19 protein-coding genes and 1 other RNA gene are annotated in these 19,498 nt (G+C 68.8%); 7 read left to right on the forward strand and 13 right to left on the reverse strand.

What is annotated here, in order from left to right:
- Positions 1 to 3 precede the first annotated feature (3 nt).
- Together ABFX45_RS38565 and ABFX45_RS38570 are read right to left on the reverse strand one after the other, a co-directional pair.
- Entirely contained in the window at positions 4 to 837 is an 834-nt protein-coding gene (locus ABFX45_RS38565; RefSeq protein ID WP_346135690.1) for a GNAT family N-acetyltransferase, read from the reverse strand.
- Positions 806 to 1,855: a glycosyltransferase family 2 protein gene (locus tag ABFX45_RS38570; protein ID WP_346135692.1), complete on the reverse strand. Its 1,050-nt coding sequence runs from the start codon at positions 1,853 to 1,855 to the stop codon at positions 806 to 808. Before ABFX45_RS38570 ends, ABFX45_RS38565 begins: the two co-directional genes overlap by 32 nt.
- Before the next feature lie 26 nt (positions 1,856 to 1,881).
- Between ABFX45_RS38570 and hrpB the strand changes: the two genes are divergently transcribed.
- The 4 genes from hrpB to ABFX45_RS38590 all read left to right on the forward strand — a co-directional run bounded on the left by hrpB (position 1,882) and on the right by ABFX45_RS38590 (position 6,678).
- Positions 1,882 to 4,149 (forward strand): ATP-dependent helicase HrpB, encoded by a 2,268-nt coding sequence (gene hrpB, locus ABFX45_RS38575; RefSeq protein WP_109639804.1) that lies wholly within the window; start codon positions 1,882 to 1,884, stop codon positions 4,147 to 4,149.
- A gap of 390 nt (positions 4,150 to 4,539) precedes the next feature.
- Complete coding sequence (locus tag ABFX45_RS46870; RefSeq protein ID WP_346135694.1) at positions 4,540 to 4,938, forward strand: hypothetical protein; 399 nt, start codon at positions 4,540 to 4,542, stop codon at positions 4,936 to 4,938.
- Positions 4,939 to 4,996: 58 nt separating this feature from the next.
- Positions 4,997 to 6,079, forward strand: coding sequence for a macrolide family glycosyltransferase (locus ABFX45_RS38585; protein ID WP_109639802.1), 1,083 nt, complete (start codon positions 4,997 to 4,999; stop codon positions 6,077 to 6,079).
- A complete protein-coding gene (locus ABFX45_RS38590) occupies positions 6,076 to 6,678 on the forward strand; it encodes an HD domain-containing protein (protein WP_233440037.1) in 603 nt (200 codons plus the stop codon). The genes ABFX45_RS38585 and ABFX45_RS38590 overlap by 4 nt, the downstream gene beginning before the upstream one ends.
- On the opposite strand, the gene menC is transcribed toward ABFX45_RS38590, so the two are convergent.
- Genes menC through ABFX45_RS38610 form a run of 4 tightly spaced genes read right to left on the reverse strand, consistent with a single transcriptional unit; the run spans position 6,663 to position 10,845 of the window.
- A complete protein-coding gene (menC, locus tag ABFX45_RS38595; protein ID WP_346135697.1) occupies positions 6,663 to 7,766 on the reverse strand; it encodes an o-succinylbenzoate synthase in 1,104 nt (367 codons plus the stop codon). The genes ABFX45_RS38590 and menC overlap by 16 nt on opposite strands.
- Positions 7,763 to 8,470 (reverse strand): hypothetical protein, encoded by a 708-nt coding sequence (locus ABFX45_RS38600; protein WP_346135699.1) that lies wholly within the window; start codon positions 8,468 to 8,470, stop codon positions 7,763 to 7,765. The genes menC and ABFX45_RS38600 overlap by 4 nt, the downstream gene beginning before the upstream one ends.
- Positions 8,460 to 9,872: an amino acid permease gene (locus ABFX45_RS38605; protein ID WP_112232561.1), complete on the reverse strand. Its 1,413-nt coding sequence runs from the start codon at positions 9,870 to 9,872 to the stop codon at positions 8,460 to 8,462. Before ABFX45_RS38605 ends, ABFX45_RS38600 begins: the two co-directional genes overlap by 11 nt.
- Before the next feature lie 28 nt (positions 9,873 to 9,900).
- Entirely contained in the window at positions 9,901 to 10,845 is a 945-nt protein-coding gene (locus ABFX45_RS38610) for a helix-turn-helix domain-containing protein (RefSeq protein WP_346135701.1), read from the reverse strand.
- Between the two features lie 53 nt (positions 10,846 to 10,898).
- Here ABFX45_RS38610 and ABFX45_RS38615 point away from each other — a divergent pair, with 53 nt between their 5' ends.
- Positions 10,899 to 11,822: a saccharopine dehydrogenase family protein gene (locus ABFX45_RS38615; protein WP_346135703.1), complete on the forward strand. Its 924-nt coding sequence runs from the start codon at positions 10,899 to 10,901 to the stop codon at positions 11,820 to 11,822.
- Between the two features lie 6 nt (positions 11,823 to 11,828).
- On the opposite strand, the gene ABFX45_RS38620 is transcribed toward ABFX45_RS38615, so the two are convergent.
- Positions 11,829 to 12,635, reverse strand: coding sequence for a zinc-binding dehydrogenase (locus ABFX45_RS38620; RefSeq protein ID WP_346135705.1), 807 nt, complete (start codon positions 12,633 to 12,635; stop codon positions 11,829 to 11,831).
- Positions 12,636 to 12,869: 234 nt separating this feature from the next.
- Positions 12,870 to 13,242, reverse strand: a transfer-messenger RNA (tmRNA) gene (gene ssrA / locus ABFX45_RS38625).
- Between the two features lie 121 nt (positions 13,243 to 13,363).
- Here ssrA and ABFX45_RS38630 point away from each other — a divergent pair.
- Positions 13,364 to 14,602: a sensor histidine kinase gene (locus tag ABFX45_RS38630; RefSeq protein WP_407656992.1), complete on the forward strand. Its 1,239-nt coding sequence runs from the start codon at positions 13,364 to 13,366 to the stop codon at positions 14,600 to 14,602.
- A complete protein-coding gene (locus ABFX45_RS38635; protein WP_170155166.1) occupies positions 14,590 to 15,231 on the forward strand; it encodes a response regulator transcription factor in 642 nt (213 codons plus the stop codon). Before ABFX45_RS38630 ends, ABFX45_RS38635 begins: the two co-directional genes overlap by 13 nt.
- Here the strand turns inward: ABFX45_RS38635 and ABFX45_RS38640 are convergent.
- The 5 genes from ABFX45_RS38640 to prfB all read right to left on the reverse strand — a co-directional run bounded on the left by ABFX45_RS38640 (position 15,216) and on the right by prfB (position 19,461).
- A complete protein-coding gene (locus ABFX45_RS38640; protein WP_346135707.1) occupies positions 15,216 to 16,043 on the reverse strand; it encodes an amidohydrolase family protein in 828 nt (275 codons plus the stop codon). The genes ABFX45_RS38635 and ABFX45_RS38640 overlap by 16 nt on opposite strands.
- The gene (smpB, locus tag ABFX45_RS38645) at positions 16,043 to 16,519 is read right to left on the reverse strand and encodes an SsrA-binding protein SmpB (RefSeq protein WP_109639787.1); all 477 of its coding nucleotides are present in this window, start codon (positions 16,517 to 16,519) and stop codon (positions 16,043 to 16,045) included. The genes ABFX45_RS38640 and smpB overlap by 1 nt, the downstream gene beginning before the upstream one ends.
- Before the next feature lie 30 nt (positions 16,520 to 16,549).
- Positions 16,550 to 17,452: a permease-like cell division protein FtsX gene (gene ftsX / locus ABFX45_RS38650; RefSeq protein ID WP_109639785.1), complete on the reverse strand. Its 903-nt coding sequence runs from the start codon at positions 17,450 to 17,452 to the stop codon at positions 16,550 to 16,552.
- Between the two features lie 39 nt (positions 17,453 to 17,491).
- The gene (ftsE, locus tag ABFX45_RS38655) at positions 17,492 to 18,181 is read right to left on the reverse strand and encodes a cell division ATP-binding protein FtsE (RefSeq protein ID WP_109639783.1); all 690 of its coding nucleotides are present in this window, start codon (positions 18,179 to 18,181) and stop codon (positions 17,492 to 17,494) included.
- Between the two features lie 176 nt (positions 18,182 to 18,357).
- Entirely contained in the window at positions 18,358 to 19,461 is a 1,104-nt protein-coding gene (prfB, locus tag ABFX45_RS38660; protein ID WP_109639781.1) for a peptide chain release factor 2, read from the reverse strand.
- Positions 19,462 to 19,498: the final 37 nt, after the last annotated feature.

Consider the following 19,498-nt stretch of genomic DNA (forward strand, 5'->3'; position numbering starts at 1 on the left):
AACTCAGTCGAGCAGCTCATCCACTCTGCGTACATATGCCGTCACGGGATACGCCGCGACGAAGCCGCACGCCTCGGCGAACCGCTCCCCCGGACCCTCGTCGACCTGCGAGGCCACCAAGTGAGCCCCAGCCGAACGCAAGGCCGCAGCAGCAGACACCACCAACGACCGCCCAACGCCACGACGACGCCGCGCCGGACGGACGACACACTGCTCGACCAACCCCACACCGCGCTCAGCGAACCCCGACGCGAACCCACCGATCCGATCGCCGTCGTCCACCACCAACAACAAACAACGCGGATCGTCCATTCGATGCCCGAGCCACCGTGACAACCGCTCCCGGTTCCCGACCAGCTCGTCGGACAGCAGCTCGACGATCCCCGGGAGGTCCGTGTCGACGGCCCGCCGGACCTCCGAGCCCACCGAAGCAGTCCCGCGATGAACGACGGTCAAGAGCTCCTCGACCGCGTACCAGCCGGAGTCGTCGGCGATGCCCTCGATCTCGTCCACCGTCGTCGGCGACGCGTACACCACCGCCTCGGCGCGCCCCACGTCCGCGAACGTCTGCTCCAGCTGCAGCAACGTCGACGCGACCTCGACCGACGAGCCGTCCAGCGCGCAGCCGAAGTTGCCGGACGGCAGCGGGTTCTCCCGGTTGATCACGACCGCCGCACACCCGACCCTGCCGACCTTGCCGTAGCGGACCGCACCGGACGCGAGCCGCGCGCCTTCGACCAGGATCGCCAGCGATCGCGCCTGGTACGGGTCCAGCAACTCCGGGTCGTCCGGGTCGCGCAACGGGTCAACCAACTCGACGGCCTTTCCACGCGGCACCTGGACGCAGTGCGCAGTCCAGGAGGAACACCCCGATCGTCGCCCACGACAGCGGCGCCAGCACAGCCGACACCTCCGGCGAGCCGACTCGCCGCACGAACTCACGATGAGAAACGGCCTGCGCGAACCACGCCAGCCACGACCACGGCGAGCGCCACCGCAACACCGGGATCAGCCCGTACGCGAGGTGCAGCAGCCCCGCGACCACCAGCAGCACGCGCCCCCACGGCCCGAACATCTCCCTCACCGACGGCTGGATGCTCTTGCGCAACGACCGCCACGTGTCACCGAAGGAATCCAGTCCCGAGGTGGTGAGCAGCGCCGTCGCGTCGATGAACCGCACGACCCCACCGGAGTCCCTGATCAACGTCGCCAGCCCGACGTCGTCGGCGTGGGTCTCGGCGAGCGCCTCCCAGCCACCGGCCGCGAGGAACACCGAACGCCGCACCAGGATGCAGTGCCCCACCCCGAGCGCCGTGACACCGCGGCCGTCCGGTGGCGAGCCCTCGAACACCAGAGTGTTGAACGCGGGCAGCAGGAACCACCACGCCACCCCGTCTCCCCGCGCAGAAGACGACACGAGGTCCGCACCCAGCTCGCCGGCCGAAGCCACCAGCCGTCCCACCAGGTCAGGCGTGCAGGTCACGTCCGCGTCCACGAACAGCAGCCACTCCTCGTCCTGAGCGGCCCCCACGCCCAGGTGCATCGCGGCGACCTTGCCCGCCCACCCGAGAGGCGGACCGGACGACTCGATCACCTCGGCCCCGCAGGACCGGGCCACAGCGGCCGTCGCGTCCTCAGAAGCGTCGTCCACCACCACAACCCGCACGCCCGGCTGACCGACCAATCCGGACAGCAACGACGGCAAGGCGGCTTCCTCGTTGCGTGCGGGCACGACGGCCAGCACCGACGCCGACTTCGACGAAGCCGACACAGGAGGAACGTGCTTCCACTGCGCAACCGTGCGCGCGGACCGCAGTGTGGACAGGACCCCGGACACCACACCAATCATCCCCATGCCTCCACCCTGACACACTCAACAGCGTGCACCTGCCCGATCTCCCGGTGAAGTCCGTTCTCCCCGAGCTTCTCCAGACCCTCGACGACCACGGGGCCGCCGTGCTCGTCGCCCCGCCGGGCACCGGCAAGACGACGCTCGTCCCGCTGGCGCTCAACGGCAAGGTCGTGGTCGCCGAGCCACGCCGCATCGCCGCCAGAGCCGCCGCCGCACGCATGGCGAGCCTCCTCGGCGAACCCGTGGGCCACACCGTGGGCTATTCGGTCCGGGGCGACCGCAAGACGAGCAAGCACACCCGGATCGAGGTCGTGACCAGCGGTCTTCTGGTGCGCAGGCTCCAGCACGACCAGGAGCTGAAGGGCGTCGGCACGGTCCTGCTCGACGAGTGCCACGAACGCCACCTCGACGCCGACCTTCTCCTCACGCTCCTGCTGGACGCCAAAGCAGGCCTGCGCCCGGACCTGAAACTCCTCGCCACCAGCGCAACCGTTGCCGCACAACGACTCTCCGACCTGCTCAACGGTCCCGTCCTGCACACCGAGTCGCGCATGTACCCGACGGAGATCACCTACGTCCCACCCGGCCGCAACGAGCACATCGAGACCACCGTCGCCAGGGCCATCAACAAGGCGCTGTCCGAAGTGGACGGAGATGTGCTGGCGTTCCTGCCCGGCGTCAGGGAGATCAACCGGACCGCGAGCCTCCTCAACGCCGACACGGTCATCCTGCACGGCCAGCTGAGCGCCCGGACCCAGGACGCAGCGCTGAAGCCCGGCAGCCGCCAGCGAGTGGTGCTCGCGACCAGCATCGCCGAGTCCAGCCTCACCGTCCCCGGCGTCCGCGCGGTCGTCGACGCGGGCCTGGCCCGAGTCCCCCGCGTGGACCACAGACGAGGTCTCGCGGGCCTCACCACGGTCCGCGTCTCCCAGGCCGTCGCCGACCAACGCGCCGGACGAGCAGGACGAGAAGCTCCTGGCCGCGTCTACCGCTGCTGGCCGGAGCACGAGCACTCGACGCTCCCCCGCTATCCCGAACCCGAGATCCGCACGGCCGACCTGACCAGGCTCGCGCTGGAACTGGCGGTGTGGGGCACGCCGGACGGCGAAGGTCTGAGCTGGTGGGACGCCCCACCGGAGGGCGCGCTCAAGGCCGCCCAGGAGACCCTGAACGCGATCGGGGCGCTCGAACCCGGCCGCCGCGACCGCATCGCGAGCGTCGGCCTGCACCCACGGCTGGGCCGCGCGCTCATCGACGGCAGCGCGCTCGCCGGCAACCGGACCGCCGCCGAGGTCGTGGCACTGCTCGACGACAGCTCGCACCCCAGCACGGACGACCTGGCGACCGCGCTGAAAGCCCCCGGCAAGTGGCGCAAAGAAGCCCAGAAGCTCGAGAAGCTCGGCACCAACCCGACGGGCAACGGCGACCCGGCGCTCGTCGTCGCGCTCGCCTACCCCGAACGACTGGCGAAACGCCGGTCCAAGAACAGCAACGTCTACCTGATGGCCAACGGCACGGCCGTCGAGCACACCAACTCGCACTCCAAGTGGCTGGCCGTCGCGATCGCCGACCGCGAACCGGGCAGCAAGCACGGCCGCATCCGCCTCGCCGCTCCTGCCGACGAGGAGCTCGCCGTCACCGCCGCCCAAGCCCTCGTGCACACGGTCGACGACATCCGGTGGAACGGCGACGTCATCGCGAACAGCGTCCGCAAGCTGGGCGCGATCACGCTCGACGAACGCCCGCTCAACGACCTCGCCAAGTCCCAGCAGGCACTCCGCCTCGGCCTCGAGACCGAAGGCCTGGGCCTGCTCAAGTGGACCGACGCCGCCAAACGCTTGCGCGAGCGCATGGCGTTCCTGCACCGGACCCGCGACTGGCCCAGCGTCGACGACGAGAGCCTGATCCGCGCGGTCGACCTCGGCAAGGCCAAGAAGCGCTCGGACCTGGCCAAGATCGACACGACGATGCTGCTGCGCAGCCTGCTGCCGTGGCCGGAGGCGGCGGAGTTCGACCAGCTCGCCCCGGAACGCATCGGCCAGGGCAAGGTCGACTACACGCAGGACCAGCCCGCCCTTTACGTCCGAATCCAGGACGCCATGAAGTGGGCCGACACACCGCAGATCGCGGGAGTTCCGGTGGTGGTGCACCTGCTCTCCCCCGCGGGCCGTCCCACCGCCGTGACCAGCGATCTCAGGTCCTTCTGGCGCAACGGATACCTGCGGGTGCGCAGTGAGCTGAAGGGCAGGTATCCCAAGCACCACTGGCCCGAACGGCCCTACAGCAAAGGCACATGAGGGATTTCAGGTATCTCGCCGGCGCTGCCTGGGGCTGACGGCGCTGGGCCTGACCACGGTGGGAACCGCCGAGGCAGAGTCGGACTTCAGCGAGGCCGTCGTCATCGGCACCGGCTACGGAGCCGCCGTCGCCGCCCTGCGACTGGGAGAGAAGGGCGTCAGGACGACGATGCTGGAGATGGGCCGGCAGTGGAACCAGCCGGCCCGCGACGGCAAGATCTTCTGCCCGATGCTGAACCCCGACCGCCGCGCCATGTGGTTCGAGGACCGCACCGAAGCGGGAGTACTTCGAGGAGGTCCTGCCGCAGATCGACGCCGGCGAGATGTACGGCCGGTTCTTCCCGCTGGCCAACATGATGCTCACGCCGCGAACGCCGGCTACGGCACAAGGTGTTCGCCGAGATCGCCCCGATCCCCGCGGGCGGCGAGACCCTCGCGTCGCTGTACCTGGCGATCACGAAGAACCCCGAGCACGGCACGTTCCACTACGACCGCGAAACCGACGGGATCACCCTCGACTGGCGACGCAAGCAGATGAAACCGTCGATCCGCGCGGTCAAGGGCGTGTTCGACCAGATCAGCCGAACAAACCTCACGACATATCGCGCGGGCCTCTTCGGAATCGGGAAAGTCTTCTCGGACTACTTCACCTGTCACCCGCTGGGCGGTTGCCCGCTCGGCCGCGCCACCGACGCATTTGGCCGGGTCCGGGGCCACAAGAACCTCTCTACGTCACGATCACCGCGCTCGCGGAACGGAACTCGAGTCGCATCACCGCCACCGATCTGAACCTTCAGGAATCGAACAACGTTAATCTCAGCTATGGCGCACATCGTTAATCTCAGCTATGGCGCACATCGCGATCTTCCTCATGCCTGAGCGCGGACACGTCCACCCGGCGCTCGGGTTGATCGCGGAGCTCGTGCGCCGCGGCCATCGCGTGAGCTGCCCGGTCCCCGCCCCGTTCACCGCGGCGGTGACCGAGTGCGGAGCCACCGCGGTCCCCTGCACCACAACGCTTCCGAAGGAGCTGCCGGAGTCGCTCTACGACGCGGCCCAGCTCGCACTCGCCGAGGCCGAGTCCGCGCTGCCCCGGTTGGAACCGGTGTTCCGCGCGGACCCTCCCGACCTCGTGCTGTGGGACATCGCGGCCTGGGCGGGCGGCGTCATCGCGCACCGGCTGGGCGTCCCGCACCTGCTGCTGGAGAGCTTCCTGACCAGCAACTCGCACTGGTCGCTCGGCGCCTCGGTGATGCCGGCGCGGACGTTCGACTCCGCGGCGATCCGGTTCTTCACCAGGGTCCAGGGCTTCTTCGGCTGCGCGCTGCCGGAGTTCGTCTCGGGCGCGCGCCGGGCGATCGCACTGTTCCCCAGGGAGTTCCAGCCGGAGGGCGACACGTTCGACGAGCGGTTCGCCTTCACCGGCCCGTGCCTGACCGAACGCGCGTTCCAGGGCACGTGGACACCGCCCTGCGACAGGCCGGTGGTGCTCGCGACGACCGGTGTGCGGACCTGCGCGGAGGCAGCGCGTGGAATGCCGTGGCACCTCGTCACGAAGGGCAGGGTTCGCCACCCGGCACCGAACGTCGAGGTGCACGACGACGTTCCGCAGCTCGCCGTTCTGGAGCACGCGAGCGTGTTCATCACCCGCGGCGGGCTGAGCGGCGTGATGGAGGCGATGCACCACGGCGTCCCGATGATCGTCGTGCCGCACATGGCCGATCAGCGGTTCAACGGCCAGCGCGTCGAGGAGCTCGGACTCGGCGTGCTGCTCGACACCGTGACCGAGGAGAGCGTGCGCTCGCTGGTGAGTCAGCTGGCGTCGGATTCCGCGATCGCCGCACGGGTGAAGGACATGCAGCGGATGATTCAACGGGCGGGCGGCAGCACGGTCGCCGCGGACGTCGTCGAGGAGGAGCTGACGCGGTGAAACGGATCTGGGACGACGCGGTCCGCGCGCTCGGTGGCACACCGGACGCGGGTGACCTGGTCGAACGCTATGCCGAACCGCATCGCGCCTACCACAACACCTTCCACGTGGTGTCCGTGGTCCGCGACTCGTCGGCGCTGGCCGACGCGTTCGCGTTCTCGGTGGAGGAACGCGCGATCCTCGCGTTGGCCGCCTGCGCGCACGACGTGATCTACGACGGCAAGCCTGGCGAGGACGAACGCGCGTCCGCCGCGTGGGCGCGCGAACGCCTGGCCGGGATGGAAGAAGAGCACATCGCGCGCGTGGAGTCGTTGGTGCTGGCCACGATCACGCACTCGTCCGACGACCCGCTCGCGCACGTGCTGCTCGACGCCGACCTCGCGATTCTCGGTTCGGCACCGACGCATTACGACCGCTACAGCCAGGCGGTGCGCCAGGAGTACTCGCAGTACGACGACGCCACGTGGCGCGCCGGCCGGGCCCACGTGCTCCGAACGCTGCTCGACCGCGAGCACCTGTTCGTGACCGAACCGGCGCGACAGCTGTGGGACGCCGCCGCGCGGCTCAACCTCGCCCGCGAGCTTCAGTCCTTGGTGTAGAGCACCTTCGTCGCGGTGGTGAAGCGTTGGAGCGTCTCCGGAATCGGCTCGACCCCGATGCCGGGCCCGGTCGGCACGGCGATGGAGCCGTCCTCCAGCTCGAACGGCTCGGTGATGTCCTCCGCGAACCACCGCCGGGACGCGGAGGTGTCGCCGGGCAGCACGAAACCGGGCAGCGCCGCGAGCGCGAGGTTCGGCCCGCGTCCGATCCCCGTCTCGAGCATTCCCCCGCACCACACCGGAATCCCGTGTGCGACGGCGACGTCGTGGATCCGGCGTGCCTCCAGGTAGCCACCGACGCGGGCGGGCTTGATGTTGATCACCCGGCAGGCGTCCAGCGCGATGGCCGTGGCCGCGTCCCTGGCCGATGTGATCGACTCGTCGAGGCAGATCGGCGTGCGGACCCGCTGGGCGAGCAGCGCGTGCCCGCGCAGGTCGTCCTCGTCGAGCGGCTGTTCGATCAGCAGCAGGTCGAACTCGTCGAGCTTGCGCAGCTGGTCGGCGTCGGCCAGCGTGTACGCGGTGTTCGCGTCGACCTGCAACGGGATGTCGCCGAACCGTTCCCGCACCGCCCGCACCGGTTCGACGTCCCAGCCGGGCTCGATCTTGAGCTTGATCCGGACGTAGCCGTCGGCGAGGTGTTCCTCGACGTCGTCCAGCAGCTGCGCGATCGAGTTCTTGATCCCGACCGAGATCCCGGACGGCACGCGCTCGGCGGCGGCGCCCAGGAACGTGCCGATCGGCATTCCGTACGACCGCAGTTCGGCGTCCAGGATCGCGGTCTCGAGGGCGGCTTTCGCGAGCTTGTGCCCCTTGATCGCCTCGGTCCGGTGCGCGACCTCCGCGGCCGTGACCTCCGGCGTCACCCGCGGCACGAGGTGATCGGCCAGCACGAGCTCCGCGGCGGCGACGAACTCGGAGCAGTACAGAGGTTCCGGGTCGGCGGCGAACTCCGACCAGCCCTCTGCCGTGTCCGTCACGACCCGCAGCAGGAACGTGTCCTTCGTCGTCATCGTCCCGAACGACGTGCGGAACGACTGCACCAGTGGAATGGCGACGTGCAGCAGCTCAATGCGCTCGATCTTCACTTGCGCTCCAGTTCGTACCAGCCGTCGCGTGACATCGAGGTCGCCACGTAGCCGCGCTCGAAGGCGTCGACGAACACTCCGCGCACCGCTTCCCGCCACTGCCTCGCGAGGTCCCGCGACTCCTTGCGCACGTGCACGATGTCACGCGGTACCCGGCACCAGATCCGCTCGCCGTCCGTGCGCGCCAACGGTTCTCCGTCCGGAGCCGTCGACGTCACCTCACCGGCGGGTACCGACTCGTGCGATTCACGGGACCCGGTGAGGTCCCGCTGCACGGTCAGGCGGTCGCTCTGGTCGCCCTCGTTCACGCCGTCGTTCATCGGCCCGTAGAAGTCGACGGTGTACTCGGTGACGACCGCGCCGAGCTTGACCAGGTTGAACCGGGCGTTGCGCGACACCAGCGGGTCGTAGGTCCACCGCATCGACTTCGCGCCGAGCCCTGCCGCCCAGTCCTTCTGCGCGAGCTTCAACGGATGCCCGACGCCGGCGCGAGCGGCCGCGATCATCGAGTACACCGAGCCGTCCGGGCAGAAGAGCCCGGTCGTGGCCCCGGCCAGCTCGTCACCGTCGAACGCCCCGATCGTCGCGCCGCCCGCGTGCCGGATGCAGTGCAACGTCTCGGACGACAGCACGTCGGTGCTGGTCTGCCACACCTCGGCGTAGTACGCGGCGACCCTGGCGATGCCGGGGACGTCACTGATCACTCGGAACCGCAAGGCGTGCCTTCCTGACGCTGTAACCGAAGTAGATGACGAACCCGAGCACCATCCACCCGATGAACGCGATCCACGTGTCGAGTCCCAGGCTGAACATCATGTAGATGCAGAAGGCCAGGCCCAGCAACGGCGTGACCGGCGAGAACGGCACGCGGAAGCTGCGCCGCCGGTCCGGTTCGGTGCGGCGCAGGATGATCACCGCGATGTTGACCAGCCCGAACGCGAAGAGCGTGCCGATGCTGGTCGCGTCGGCCAGGGACCCCAACGGCACGAGCGCGGCGAGCACGGCGATGAACAGGCCGACGAGCACCGTGTTCGTGAACGGCACACCGGTGCGCGGGCTGAGCTTCGCGAAGATCGACGGCACCAGCCCGTCGCGGGACATCGCGTACAGGATGCGCGTCTGTCCGTAGAGGACGGTCAGCACGACGCTGGTCGTCGCGACGACAGCACCGATCGACAGCAGGATCGGCCAGATCGAGCCGCTGACGTTGTCGGTCAGCACCCGGCTCAGCGCGGCCTCGGTGCCCTCGAACGACTGCCACGGCATCGCACCGACCGCGGCCAGCGCGACCGCGCAGTACAGCGCGGTGATCACGACCAGCGAGAGGATGATCGCGCGCGGCAGGTCGCGCTGCGGGTTCTTGGCCTCCTCACCGGCGGTCGACGCGGCGTCGAACCCGATGTAGGAGAAGAACAACGTGGCCGCACCGGCGCTCATGCCCGCCAGCCCCAGCGGGAACAACGGCTCCAGGTTGCCCGCCCGGAAAGCGGTGAACGCAACCGCGCAGAACATCAGCAACGCGCCGACCTTCACCCACACCAGGATCGTGTTCGTGCGCGCACTGCCCTTGGCGCCGCCCAGCAGCACCAGCATCGAGATCACCACGACGAGCACGGCGGGGATGTTGACGATCCCGCCCGCACCCGGCGGCTGGCTCAGCACGTCCGGAATCCGCAGCCCGGTCACCAGGTGCAGCAACTCGTTGACGTACTGCCCCCACCCGACCGCGACCGCCGCGACCGAGACCCCGTACTCCAGCACGAGGCACCAGCCGCACACCCACGCGACGATCTCGCCGAGCGTGGCGTACGTGTACGAGTACGAGGAGCCGGAGGCGGGGATGAGGCCCGCGAGCTCGGCGTACGACAGCGCGGAGAACAACGCGGTGATGCCCGCGAGCACGAACGACACCACGATGGCGGGACCGGCCAGCGGCACCGCCTGGCCCAGCACGACGAAGATGCCGGTGCCGAGCGTGGCGCCGATGCTGATCATCGTGAGGTGGCCGACACCGAGGCTGCGCTTCAGCTCGCTGCCGGGGTGAGTCAGCTGGTCGATCGGCTTGCGCCGCAACACCCGCGCCCCGACGCGCTGTTGGTTGCTCATCGGGCCAACATAACGTCCGCCGGCCGGCCTATTTGCCACCGATCGGCCGGAACGTGCGGCGGTATGTGTCCGGGGGCACACCGACCGTTCGGTGGAAGTGCCGCCGCAACGTCGTGGCCGTCCCCATGCCGGACGCCTCGGCGATCTGGTCGACGCTGTCGTCGGTCATCTCCAGCAGCTCCTGCGCTCGCCTGATCCGTTGCGTGTGCAGCCATTGCAACGGCGTGGTGCCCGTCACCGCCTTGAAGAGCCTGGCGAGGTGGCGCGAGCTCATGTTCGCCTGGCGTGCCAGGTCCTCCACCGTCAGCGTCTGGTCGAGCCGGTTGCCGGCCCAGCCGAACAGCTCGGTCAGCGGATGGCCTTCCTCGGACGGCACGGGCGCGAGCACGAACTGCGCCTGCCCGCCGTCCCGATGCGGTGGCACGACGAGCCTGCGTGCCGCCGTGTTGGCCGTCGCGGTGCCGTGGTCGGCGCGGATCAGGTGCAGGCTCAGGTCGATCGCCGCCGCCTTGCCCGCGCTCGTCAGCACCTGGCCGTTGTCGACGTAGAGCACGTCCGGGTCGACTTCGACCTTCGGGTAGCGCTGAGCCAGCACGTCGGTGTGCGCCCAGTGCGTGGTCGCCCTGAGCCCGTCGAGCAACCCGGCCTCCGCCAGCACGAACGCGCCCGTGCACAACGACACGATCCGCGCACCCTTGTCGTGAGCCTTGCGCACGGCCTCGACCAGGGCCTCGTCGATCGGCTCGTCCACGTCCGCGATGGCGGGCACGATCACGGTGTCCGCCTGGTCGAGCTGGTCGAGCGGCAGATCGGGTTCCAGCGTGAACCTGCCGACGCGTACGGGCCCGTTGCCGCAGATCACCACTGGGTAGTCGAGCTGGGGCGCGGTGAAGATCTCGTAGGTCGCGGTCAGCTCGAAGTGGAGCATCCCGTCGGTCACGGCAAATGCCAGCATGTCCGAAACTGTACGCATCGTGTCGTTCCAGACACTAGTGGGCTCTGCCCTCCCCGGCTTTGATGGTCCACATGGGACACAAGATCGCGGTCTACGGCGCTTCGGGAACCACTGGCCGCTTCGTCATGGCAGAACTGGAGAAGCGCGGCTTCGAACCGCTGCCGTTCGGACGAGCACAGGCCACCGCGGACGACCCGGACGCCCTGGACCGCGCGCTGACGGGCGCCTCCGCGGTGATCAACACAGCTGGCCCGTTCGCGATCACCGCTCTTCCGCTGGTCGCCGCGGCCGAACGCGCGGGCATCCCGTACGTCGACGTGGCGGCCGAGATCGAGGCGAACGCCGACACGTTCGCCCGCGGCGCCTCCGTCCCGGTTGTGCCCGCGATGGCGTTCTTCGGCGGCCTGGCGGACCTGCTGGTCACCGCCGCGATGACCGACTGGACCACGGCCGACTCCGCGCACATCGCCTACGGCCTGAGCGGCTGGCAGCCCACCCCTGGCACGCTCACCGCCGGCGCCGTCTCCCGCGAGCGCAGGGCCGGCCAGCGCGTCCGCTTCCGCGACGGCGCGCTGCAGTACCACGACGACACCCAGCCGACCCTCGACTGGGACTTCCCCGGCGGCCCGCGCCAGGTCATCGGCGAGTTCTCGATGGCGGACATCGTCACGATCCCCAGCCACCTGCCGATCCCGTCGGTGACCTCGTACATGTCCACCACCGCAGCCCAGGGCCTGAGCCAAGCCTCAGCCCGCCAGGACCCGGAAACCTTCGAGGTGGACGTGCGAGTACGCCGCGGCACCGAAGAACGCCAGCTGACCATCACCGGCCGCGACATCTACGCGGTGAGCGCACCTCTGGCCGTAGAGGCGGTGGAGCGCCTGCTGACCAACCGCTTCAAGGTCAACGGCGTTGCCTCAGCAGGCGCGATGTTCGACGCCGCCGACTTCCTGTCCGCGCTGTCCGCCGTCCTACCGGCCACCCGCCGTGCCTGACGCCCGTCAGAACACCATCGCGACCTTGCCGCTCAACCCACGCTGCCCAAACCGCTCATGAGCGGCCCGAACGTCCCTGATCGCAAACGTCGAGTCGACCCTGAGCCCGACCACCCCGTCGTCCACGAGCCTGACCAGTTCCCCCAGCCCGGCCCCGTCTTCCCGAACCTGAATGTTCGCGGTCCGCACCCCATCCACCTCCGGCACCACCCCGGCCTGCGAAGCGATCGAGGCGTACCGCCCACCCTCAACCACAGCCCCCAGAACAAACGCCCCATAAGTGTCAAACACAGCGTCGTACCCCGTGAGCGCACGAGGATCGGTGGTCACAAGCTCCGCCCCCGGCACCTGCTGTCCCTCACGCGACACCAGCGCGTCCACCCGCACCCCACGAGCAGCCGCAACCTGCACCGCAATCCCACCCACAGCCCCAGCCGCCCCAGCAACCAGGAGCCGCTCCCCAGCCCCGACCTCCAGCCAGTCAAGCGTCTGCAGCGCCGTGAGCCCGGCCAACGGCAACGTCGCCGCCTCCACCAAACTCACCGACTCAGGCGCCCGCACCACCGCCCCAACAGGCAACACCACAACATCCGCCCAAGTCCCGCGCCCGGTCCCAAGCTGATGCGACATGGCGATCACGCGCTCTCCCACCGGCAGCTCACCGCCGATGACCACCCCAGCAAGGTCCCACCCAAGCGTGACCGACGCGTCGATCCCGAAAATCCCCTGCCGAGTCTTGTCATCAACAGGGTTGATGCTGGTAGCAACCACCCGGATCAAGACCTCGCCAGCCCCAACCACCGGCTCCGCCACATCAACAACTCGCAAAACCTCAGGCCCACCAGCCCGATCCACCCGAACAGCACGCACAACGTCCCCCAACCACGATGAGCCACAAAAAAGGAAAGCCCGCCAAGGCCGCGAAGCGGCAAGGCGGGCGGGGGTCCGGGGGCGGAGCCCCCGGCCGGGGTCTGGGGGCTGGGCCCCCAGAAAACACCCGGAACGAGCTGGCGAAAGCGGCCAAAGGCCGCTGAGCAGCCTTCGGCCGAGTGGAGGTGCCGGGAATCGAACCCGGGTCCTATGGCGGCTCATCAGGGCTTCTCCGTGCGCAGTTCGCTAGGCCTCTGCTTGACCCCACCAGTCACGCGAACAAGCTGGTGTGACGGGCCCAGTCGCTGTGAATGTCCCGAACAGTCCCCGCGACCGGGACTGCCGGTAAGCCCTCTAGCTGATGCCGGACACTAGGCCGAAGGCGCTCCTAGGCCGACAGCGTTGCTACTCGCCTCAGGCGGCGAGAGCGAACGCGCGCTTGTCGTTAGACTCGGCGCTTATTGGTTTGCGATGACGCTTGCGGTGGTCTCTCGCCTGCACCGGCACGCTTCCCCTGAATCAACGTCCACAGTCGAAACCGTTCACCCCCTTGTAGTGGTACGCCTAGCATAACGATGGCGGCCACCGAGTTCTTCCCGAGGCAGGTAGGGCTGTCCCCACCCTGGACCGGATAGCTAGCCAGATGGTCCCTGACCAGCGGGAACGACACGATGGACGGCATGAGGAAACCGAACGCGCTCGCAGCCGGGTTCTACCTGCTGACCAACCTGGTGACCGGCATCTTCTGGTTCACCCTCGCTCTGGTGCTGACCGTGGTGGGGTTCGCGACGTTCGTTCTCGGCGTCGGGCTCCCGATCCTCTGGGCGGCGATGAACGTCGTGCGCGCGGGTGCGTCGACGGAGCGGGCGTGGGTGCGGGTCGCGTTGCGCACGGACATTCCCAAGCCGTACCGCAAGCGGGTCGACGGGCCGCTGTTGCAGAAGTGGAAGCACCAGTTCACCGACCCGGCCACCTGGCGTGATTTCGGCTACCTGGCGCTGCTCGTGCCGGTGGGGGCGCTGGAGTTCGCCTCGGTCATCGCGATGTGGTCGGTCGTCGCGGCGTTGATCGCCGTGCCGTTCTGGATCGGCTACGCGCCGTTCGCCGTGGTCGTGGGCGAGGTCTGGACGATCGACTCGTTCTACTCCGCGCTGCCGGTCGCGGCGATCGGGCTGGCGCTGATCCCGTTCGCGCTGTGGGGCACGCGCTCGCTGGGCGCGGTGCACGGCAGGATGGCCCGCGCGATGCTGGGGCCGACGCGCGCCGACCAGCTGGCGATCGAGGCGGAGCGGCTGCAGTCGAGCAGGGCCCGCGGTGTCGAGGCGGCGGAGGCGGAGCGCCGGCGCATCGAACGCGACCTGCACGACGGCGCGCAGCAGCGGCTCGTGGCGGTGGCGATGGGGCTGGGCCGCGCGAAGTCCAAGATGGACTCCGATCCGGAGGGGGCTGCCGCGCTCATCGCCGAGGCGCACGCGGACGCGAAGCTCGCCATCAAGGAGCTGCGGGACCTGGCGCGGGGCATCTACCCGTCGGTGCTGGGCGACCGCGGTCTCGACGCGGCGTTGTCGGCGCTGGCTGCCCGTGTCCCGATCGAGGTCGAGCTGAGCGTCGACGTGGATCCGCGGCCGCCGACAGCGGTGGAGAGCGCCGCGTACTTCACCGTCGGCGAGGCGCTCACGAACATCACCAAGCACTCCAACGCCACCAGGGCCACCGTGCTGGTCGAACGGGTGGAGACGGGTGTGCTGGTCGAGGTCACCGACAACGGTCAGGGCGGCGCCGAGCTGAAGCCCGGTGGCGGGCTCGCCGGCCTGGCCGACCGGGCTGCCACGATCGACGGTGTGGTTGTCGTCGTCAGCCCGTCCGGCGGGCCGACTGTGATTCGAGCGGAGTTGCCGTGCGTGTGGTGATCGCCGAGGACTCGGTGCTGCTGAGGGAGGGCGTGCAGCGGTTGCTCGCCGACGAGGGCATCGAAACCGTTGCGGCCGTGGAGAACGGCGACGCGTTGCTGGACGCCGTCATCGAGCACAAGCCCGACCTGTGCGTGGTGGACGTGCGGATGCCGCCGACGTTCACCGACGAGGGCCTGCGGGCCGCCATCGAAGCCCGCCGCCGCTCTCCCGGGCTGCCGGTGCTGGTGCTGTCGCAGTACGTCGAGGAGCGCTACGCCGTGGAGCTCCTCGCGGGCGGTGCGAGCGGGGTCGGCTACCTGCTCAAGGAGCGGGTAGCCGACGTGAAGGAGTTCGTCGACGCGGTGCGCAGGGTCGCTGACGGCGGCACGAGCATCGACCACGAGGTGATCACCCAGCTCATGGTGCGCAGCAAGAAGAGCCCCGTCGACTCGTTGACGCCCCGCGAACGCGAGGTGCTCGGGCTGATGGCCCAGGGACTGTCCAACACGGCCATCGCCGCGACGCTCGTGGTGTCGGACGGCGCGGTGGAGAAGCACGTCGGCAACATCTTCGCGAAGCTCGGCCTGGAACCGTCGAACTCCGAGCACCGCCGGGTGCGCGCGGTGCTCGCCTACCTGGACAGCTGAAGCAGGCGGGCGCCGTTGTCGTGCAGGATCGCCTGCTCGGCGGCGGCGTCGAGGCCCCACGACCGGACGGCGTCGAGCTGCACCTCGTACGGGTACGGGATGTTCGGGAAGTCGCTGCCCAGCACGACCCGGTCCGCGATCCCCGCGATCCGCAGGTTCCAGTCGTCCGGCATCGCCACCATCCGCGTGGTGAACGGGACCCCGACCATGCAGGTGTCGATGTGCACGTTCGGGTAGCGCTCGACGAGGTCCAGCGCACCCCGGTAGTCCGGCATGCCGGCGTGAGCGATCACCGCGGTCAGCCGCGGGTGCCGCCGCAACACCTCGTCGAGGATCCCGAGCCCGGTGAACTCACCGGGGATCGGCCCGTCACCGCCGTGCACGACGACCGGCACGCCTGCCTCGGCCAGCTGGCCCCAGACGCCGTCCAGCAGCTCGTCACGCGGGTCGTAGCCGCCCACCTGGACGTGGGACTTGAAGCAGCGCGCACCGGCCTCCAGCGCCTTGCGCACGTACGCGTCCGCGCCGGGTTCGGCGTAGAAGGTGCCGGTCTGGACGGCTTCGGGGACGCGTGCGGCGAAGTCGGCCGCCCACTCGTTCAGCCACTCGGCCATGCCGGGCTTGTGCGGGTAGACGAGCGGTGCGAACGCGACGACGCCCAGCTCCCGCAGTGCGGTGAGCCGGGCGTTCTCGTCCGTGCGGTAGTGGATGTACCAGTCGACCCCGGACTCGCGGACGCGGTCGAAGTAGCTCCAGACCTTGTCCAGGACGTTCTGCGGCATGAAGTGGACGTGGACGTCCACCAGTGCCATCAGTAACGGCCCTTCAGCGCCCGTCCGTGCGCCTTGGCGATCTCGCGGTTGGCGTCGCGCTTCGCGATGTCCTGGCGCTTGTCGTAGGCCTTCTTGCCCTTCGCGAGGGCGATCTCGACCTTGACGTAGCCGTCCTTGAAGTACATCTGCAGCGGGATGAGCGACAGACCGGACTCCTTGGTCTTGCCGATCAGGCGCTCGATCTCCGCCTTGTGCAGCAGGAGCTTGCGCTTGCGCCGGACGTCGTGGTTCGTCCACGTCCCCGCGACGTACTCCGGGATGTGCAGCGCGTGCAACCAGATCTCGCCGTCGTCGACCTGGGCGAAGGCGTCCACGAGGGACGCCCGTCCCATGCGCAGGCTCTTCACCTCGGTGCCGACGAGCTGAATGCCCGCCTCATAGGTGTCCAGAATGGTCCAGTCGTGCCGAGCCTTGCGGTTCGACGCGATGGCCTTCTGCCCGCGTTCCTTGACCATGACGACAACTTTACGTGGTCGGCAAAGTCGTTAAAGCCGCACGTAGAGACGCAGCGTGACGTAGCCCGTCGTGGCCGAGATGACGATCGCCACGAGGAACAGCCACGGCGACACGATCAGGATGTCCAGGTACCCGATCGGCGGAATGATGCCCGACTCCGTGAGGTTTCTGGTGATCCGGTCGAGGAAGAACGCCTTGAACAGCACCAGGCCGGCGACCGCGGAGACCGCGCCGATGATGCCCGCGACGACCGCCTCGATGAGGAACGGCAGCTGCGTGTACCACCGGGTCGCACCGACCAGGCGCATGATGCCGACCTCGACGCGGCGGGTGAACGCCGACACCTGGATGGTGTTCGAGATCAGCAGCAACGCGGCGAACGCCTGGATGAGCGCGAGGATCAGGGCGACGTCGCGCAGGCCGTTCAGGCCCTCGAAGAACCGCTCGAGGAACTTGCCCTGGTCGTCGACGCCCTTCACGCCCGGCTTGCCCTCGAAGGCCTGCTTGATGACGTCGGTGCGCTCCGGGTCCTCCAGCTTGACGCGGAAGGTCGCGGGGATCGCCTCCGGACGCGCGAGCTTGAGCAGCTCCGGCTGCGCCTCGAAGATCCGCTTGAAGCGCTCGAAGCCCTCGTCGCGGTTCTGGAACACCACGGTCTCGACGCCGGAGGTCTGCTCGAGCTGGGAACGCAGGCCCGCGCAGGGCTGCTGGGTGCAGTCCTTGTCGTTGGCGCTGACGTCGTTGGTCAGCAGCACTGAGACCTCGAGCTTGCCCGCGTAGTTGGCCTGCATCTTGTCGACCATGCGGACGACGAGCAGGCCACCGCCGAGCAGCCCGAGCGAGATGGCGGTCGTGAGGATCATCGCGATCGTCATCGTGACGTTCCGGCGAAGTCCGGTGACGACCTCGCTGAACACGAAGCTGGTACGCATCGGGGGCGGGGTTCCTTGGGGGTCGGGGGTTAGGAGTGTTTAACGGCCGACGCCGTAAACACCGCGCGCGTCATCACGGACGACCTTGCCGAACGCCAGCTCCACCACACGGCGGCGCATCGAGTCGACGATGCCGTGGTCGTGAGTGGCCATGATGACCGTCGTGCCGGTGCGGTTGATCCGCTCCAGCAGCAACATGATGTCCTGGCTCGTGTCGGGGTCCAGGTTTCCGGTCGGCTCGTCGGCGATGAGAACCAGCGGCCGGTTCACGAACGCACGGGCGATCGCGACGCGCTGCTGCTCACCACCCGACAGCTCGGTCGGGAACCGGTCCTCCTTGCCGTCGAGACCCACCAGCTGCAGCACCTCGGGCACCACCTTGACGATGGTGTTGCGAGGCTTGCCGATGACCTCCAGCGCGAAGGCCACGTTCTCGGCGACCGTCTTCGTCGGCAGCAGGCGGAAGTCCTGGAACACGCAGCCGATCGACTGACGCAGGCGGGGGACCCTGCGCCGCGACATCTTGGCGACGTCGAAGTTGGACACGTAGACGCGTCCCCTGGTCGGCACCTCTTCGCGCAGCAACAGGCGCAAGAACGTCGACTTACCGGACCCGGAAGGCCCGATCAGGAACACGAACTCACCCTTGTCCACCTCGACGGACACGTCGTCGAGCGCGGGACGCGTGGAGGTCTTGTAGACCTTGGAAACGTGTTCGAGGCGAATCACGAGGCGCGAGTCTACCCATGGCCGGGGTAAAGCCCCCGTTCCGGTTAACTTCCGGCCCCGGAAGGGCGGACAGAAACCTCCACATGGCGTGGTCAGAGCGGCACAACCGGTTGACGAAAAGAGCACGTTCGGACCATCTGGCGGCCGAACGTGCTCTTCACCTCAGATCAGTTCCGCTACCCCTGCTGGGACTGCTTGCGCCACCGGATGCCGGCCTCGAGGAAGTCGTCGATCTCCCCGTCGAGCACCGCCGACGGGTTGCCGACCTCGTGGTTGTTCCGGAGGTCCTTGACCATCTGGTACGGGTGCAGCACGTAGGAGCGCATCTGGTTGCCCCAGCTGGAGCCGGAGTCCTTCAGCGCGTCCATCTTCGCCTGCTCCTCCTGCCTGCGCCGCTCGAGCAGCTTCGCCTGCAGGACGTTCATGGCGGTCGCCTTGTTCTGCAGCTGCGAGCGCTCGTTCTGGCAGGACACCACGATGCCGGTCGGGATGTGCGTGAGGCGCACCGCCGAGTCGGTCGTGTTGACGCCCTGACCACCGGGGCCGGACGAGCGGTAGACGTCGACGCGCAGGTCCTTCTCGTCGATCTCGACGTGGTCGGTCTGCTCGACGACGGGCACGACCTCGACACCGGCGAACGACGTCTGGCGACGGCCCTGGTTGTCGAACGGCGAAATGCGCACGAGGCGGTGCGTGCCCTGCTCGACGCTCAACGTGCCGTAGGCGTACGGCGCCGTGACGCGGAACGTGGCGGACTTGATGCCGGCCTCTTCCGCGTACGAGGTGTCGAACACCTCGATGCCGTAGTTGTGGCGCTCGGCCCAGCGCGAGTACATGCGCAGCAGCATCTCGGCGAAGTCCGCGGCGTCGACGCCACCGGCCTCGGCACGAATGGTGACCAGCGCGTTGCGCTCGTCGTACTCGCCGGACAGCAGCGTGCGGACCTCGAGGCTCGCGATCTCCTCGCGCAGCTTCGCCCGCTCGTTGTCGGCGTCGGCCTGGGCGTCGGCGTCCTCGGCCTCCTCCGCGAGCTCGTAGAGCAGCGGAAGGTCGTCGAGGCGTTCCCGCAGGCCGGTGATGCGACGCAGCTCACCCTGCTTGTGGGAGAGCTGGCTGGTGACCTGCTGCGCCTTCTCCTGGTCGTTCCAGAGGTCAGGGCGCGCTGCCTGCTCCTCCAAGTCCGCGACCGCGGCGCGCAGGGCATCGAGGTCCATCACCGCCTCGATGCTGGAAAGGGTGGCGGAGAGGTCCTTGATGTCTGCTTCGACGTCCGGGTTCACGACAAAAGATTACGCCAGCACCGGTCACAGTTCGCGA

This window comes from Lentzea roselyniae, from assembly GCF_039537795.1.
GTDB classification, from domain to species: Bacteria; Actinomycetota; Actinomycetes; order Mycobacteriales; family Pseudonocardiaceae; genus Lentzea; species Lentzea atacamensis.

Bases quoted from the DNA above. Each gene is read 5' to 3' on its own strand.
- ABFX45_RS38570 (WP_346135692.1), bottom strand. From the start codon at position 1,855: ATGGGGATGATTGGTGTGGTGTCCGGGGTCCTGTCCACACTGCGGTCC.
- ABFX45_RS38585 (WP_109639802.1), top strand. From the start codon at position 4,997: ATGGCGCACATCGCGATCTTCCTCATGCCTGAGCGCGGACACGTCCAC.
- ABFX45_RS38605 (WP_112232561.1), bottom strand. From the start codon at position 9,872: ATGAGCAACCAACAGCGCGTCGGGGCGCGGGTGTTGCGGCGCAAGCCG.
- ABFX45_RS38610 (WP_346135701.1), bottom strand. From the start codon at position 10,845: ATGCGTACAGTTTCGGACATGCTGGCATTTGCCGTGACCGACGGGATG.
- ABFX45_RS38615 (WP_346135703.1), top strand. From the start codon at position 10,899: ATGGGACACAAGATCGCGGTCTACGGCGCTTCGGGAACCACTGGCCGC.
- ABFX45_RS38630 (WP_407656992.1), top strand. From the start codon at position 13,364: ATGGACGGCATGAGGAAACCGAACGCGCTCGCAGCCGGGTTCTACCTG.
- ABFX45_RS38640 (WP_346135707.1), bottom strand. From the start codon at position 16,043: ATGGCACTGGTGGACGTCCACGTCCACTTCATGCCGCAGAACGTCCTG.
- smpB (WP_109639787.1), bottom strand. From the start codon at position 16,519: ATGGTCAAGGAACGCGGGCAGAAGGCCATCGCGTCGAACCGCAAGGCT.
- ftsX (WP_109639785.1), bottom strand. From the start codon at position 17,452: ATGCGTACCAGCTTCGTGTTCAGCGAGGTCGTCACCGGACTTCGCCGG.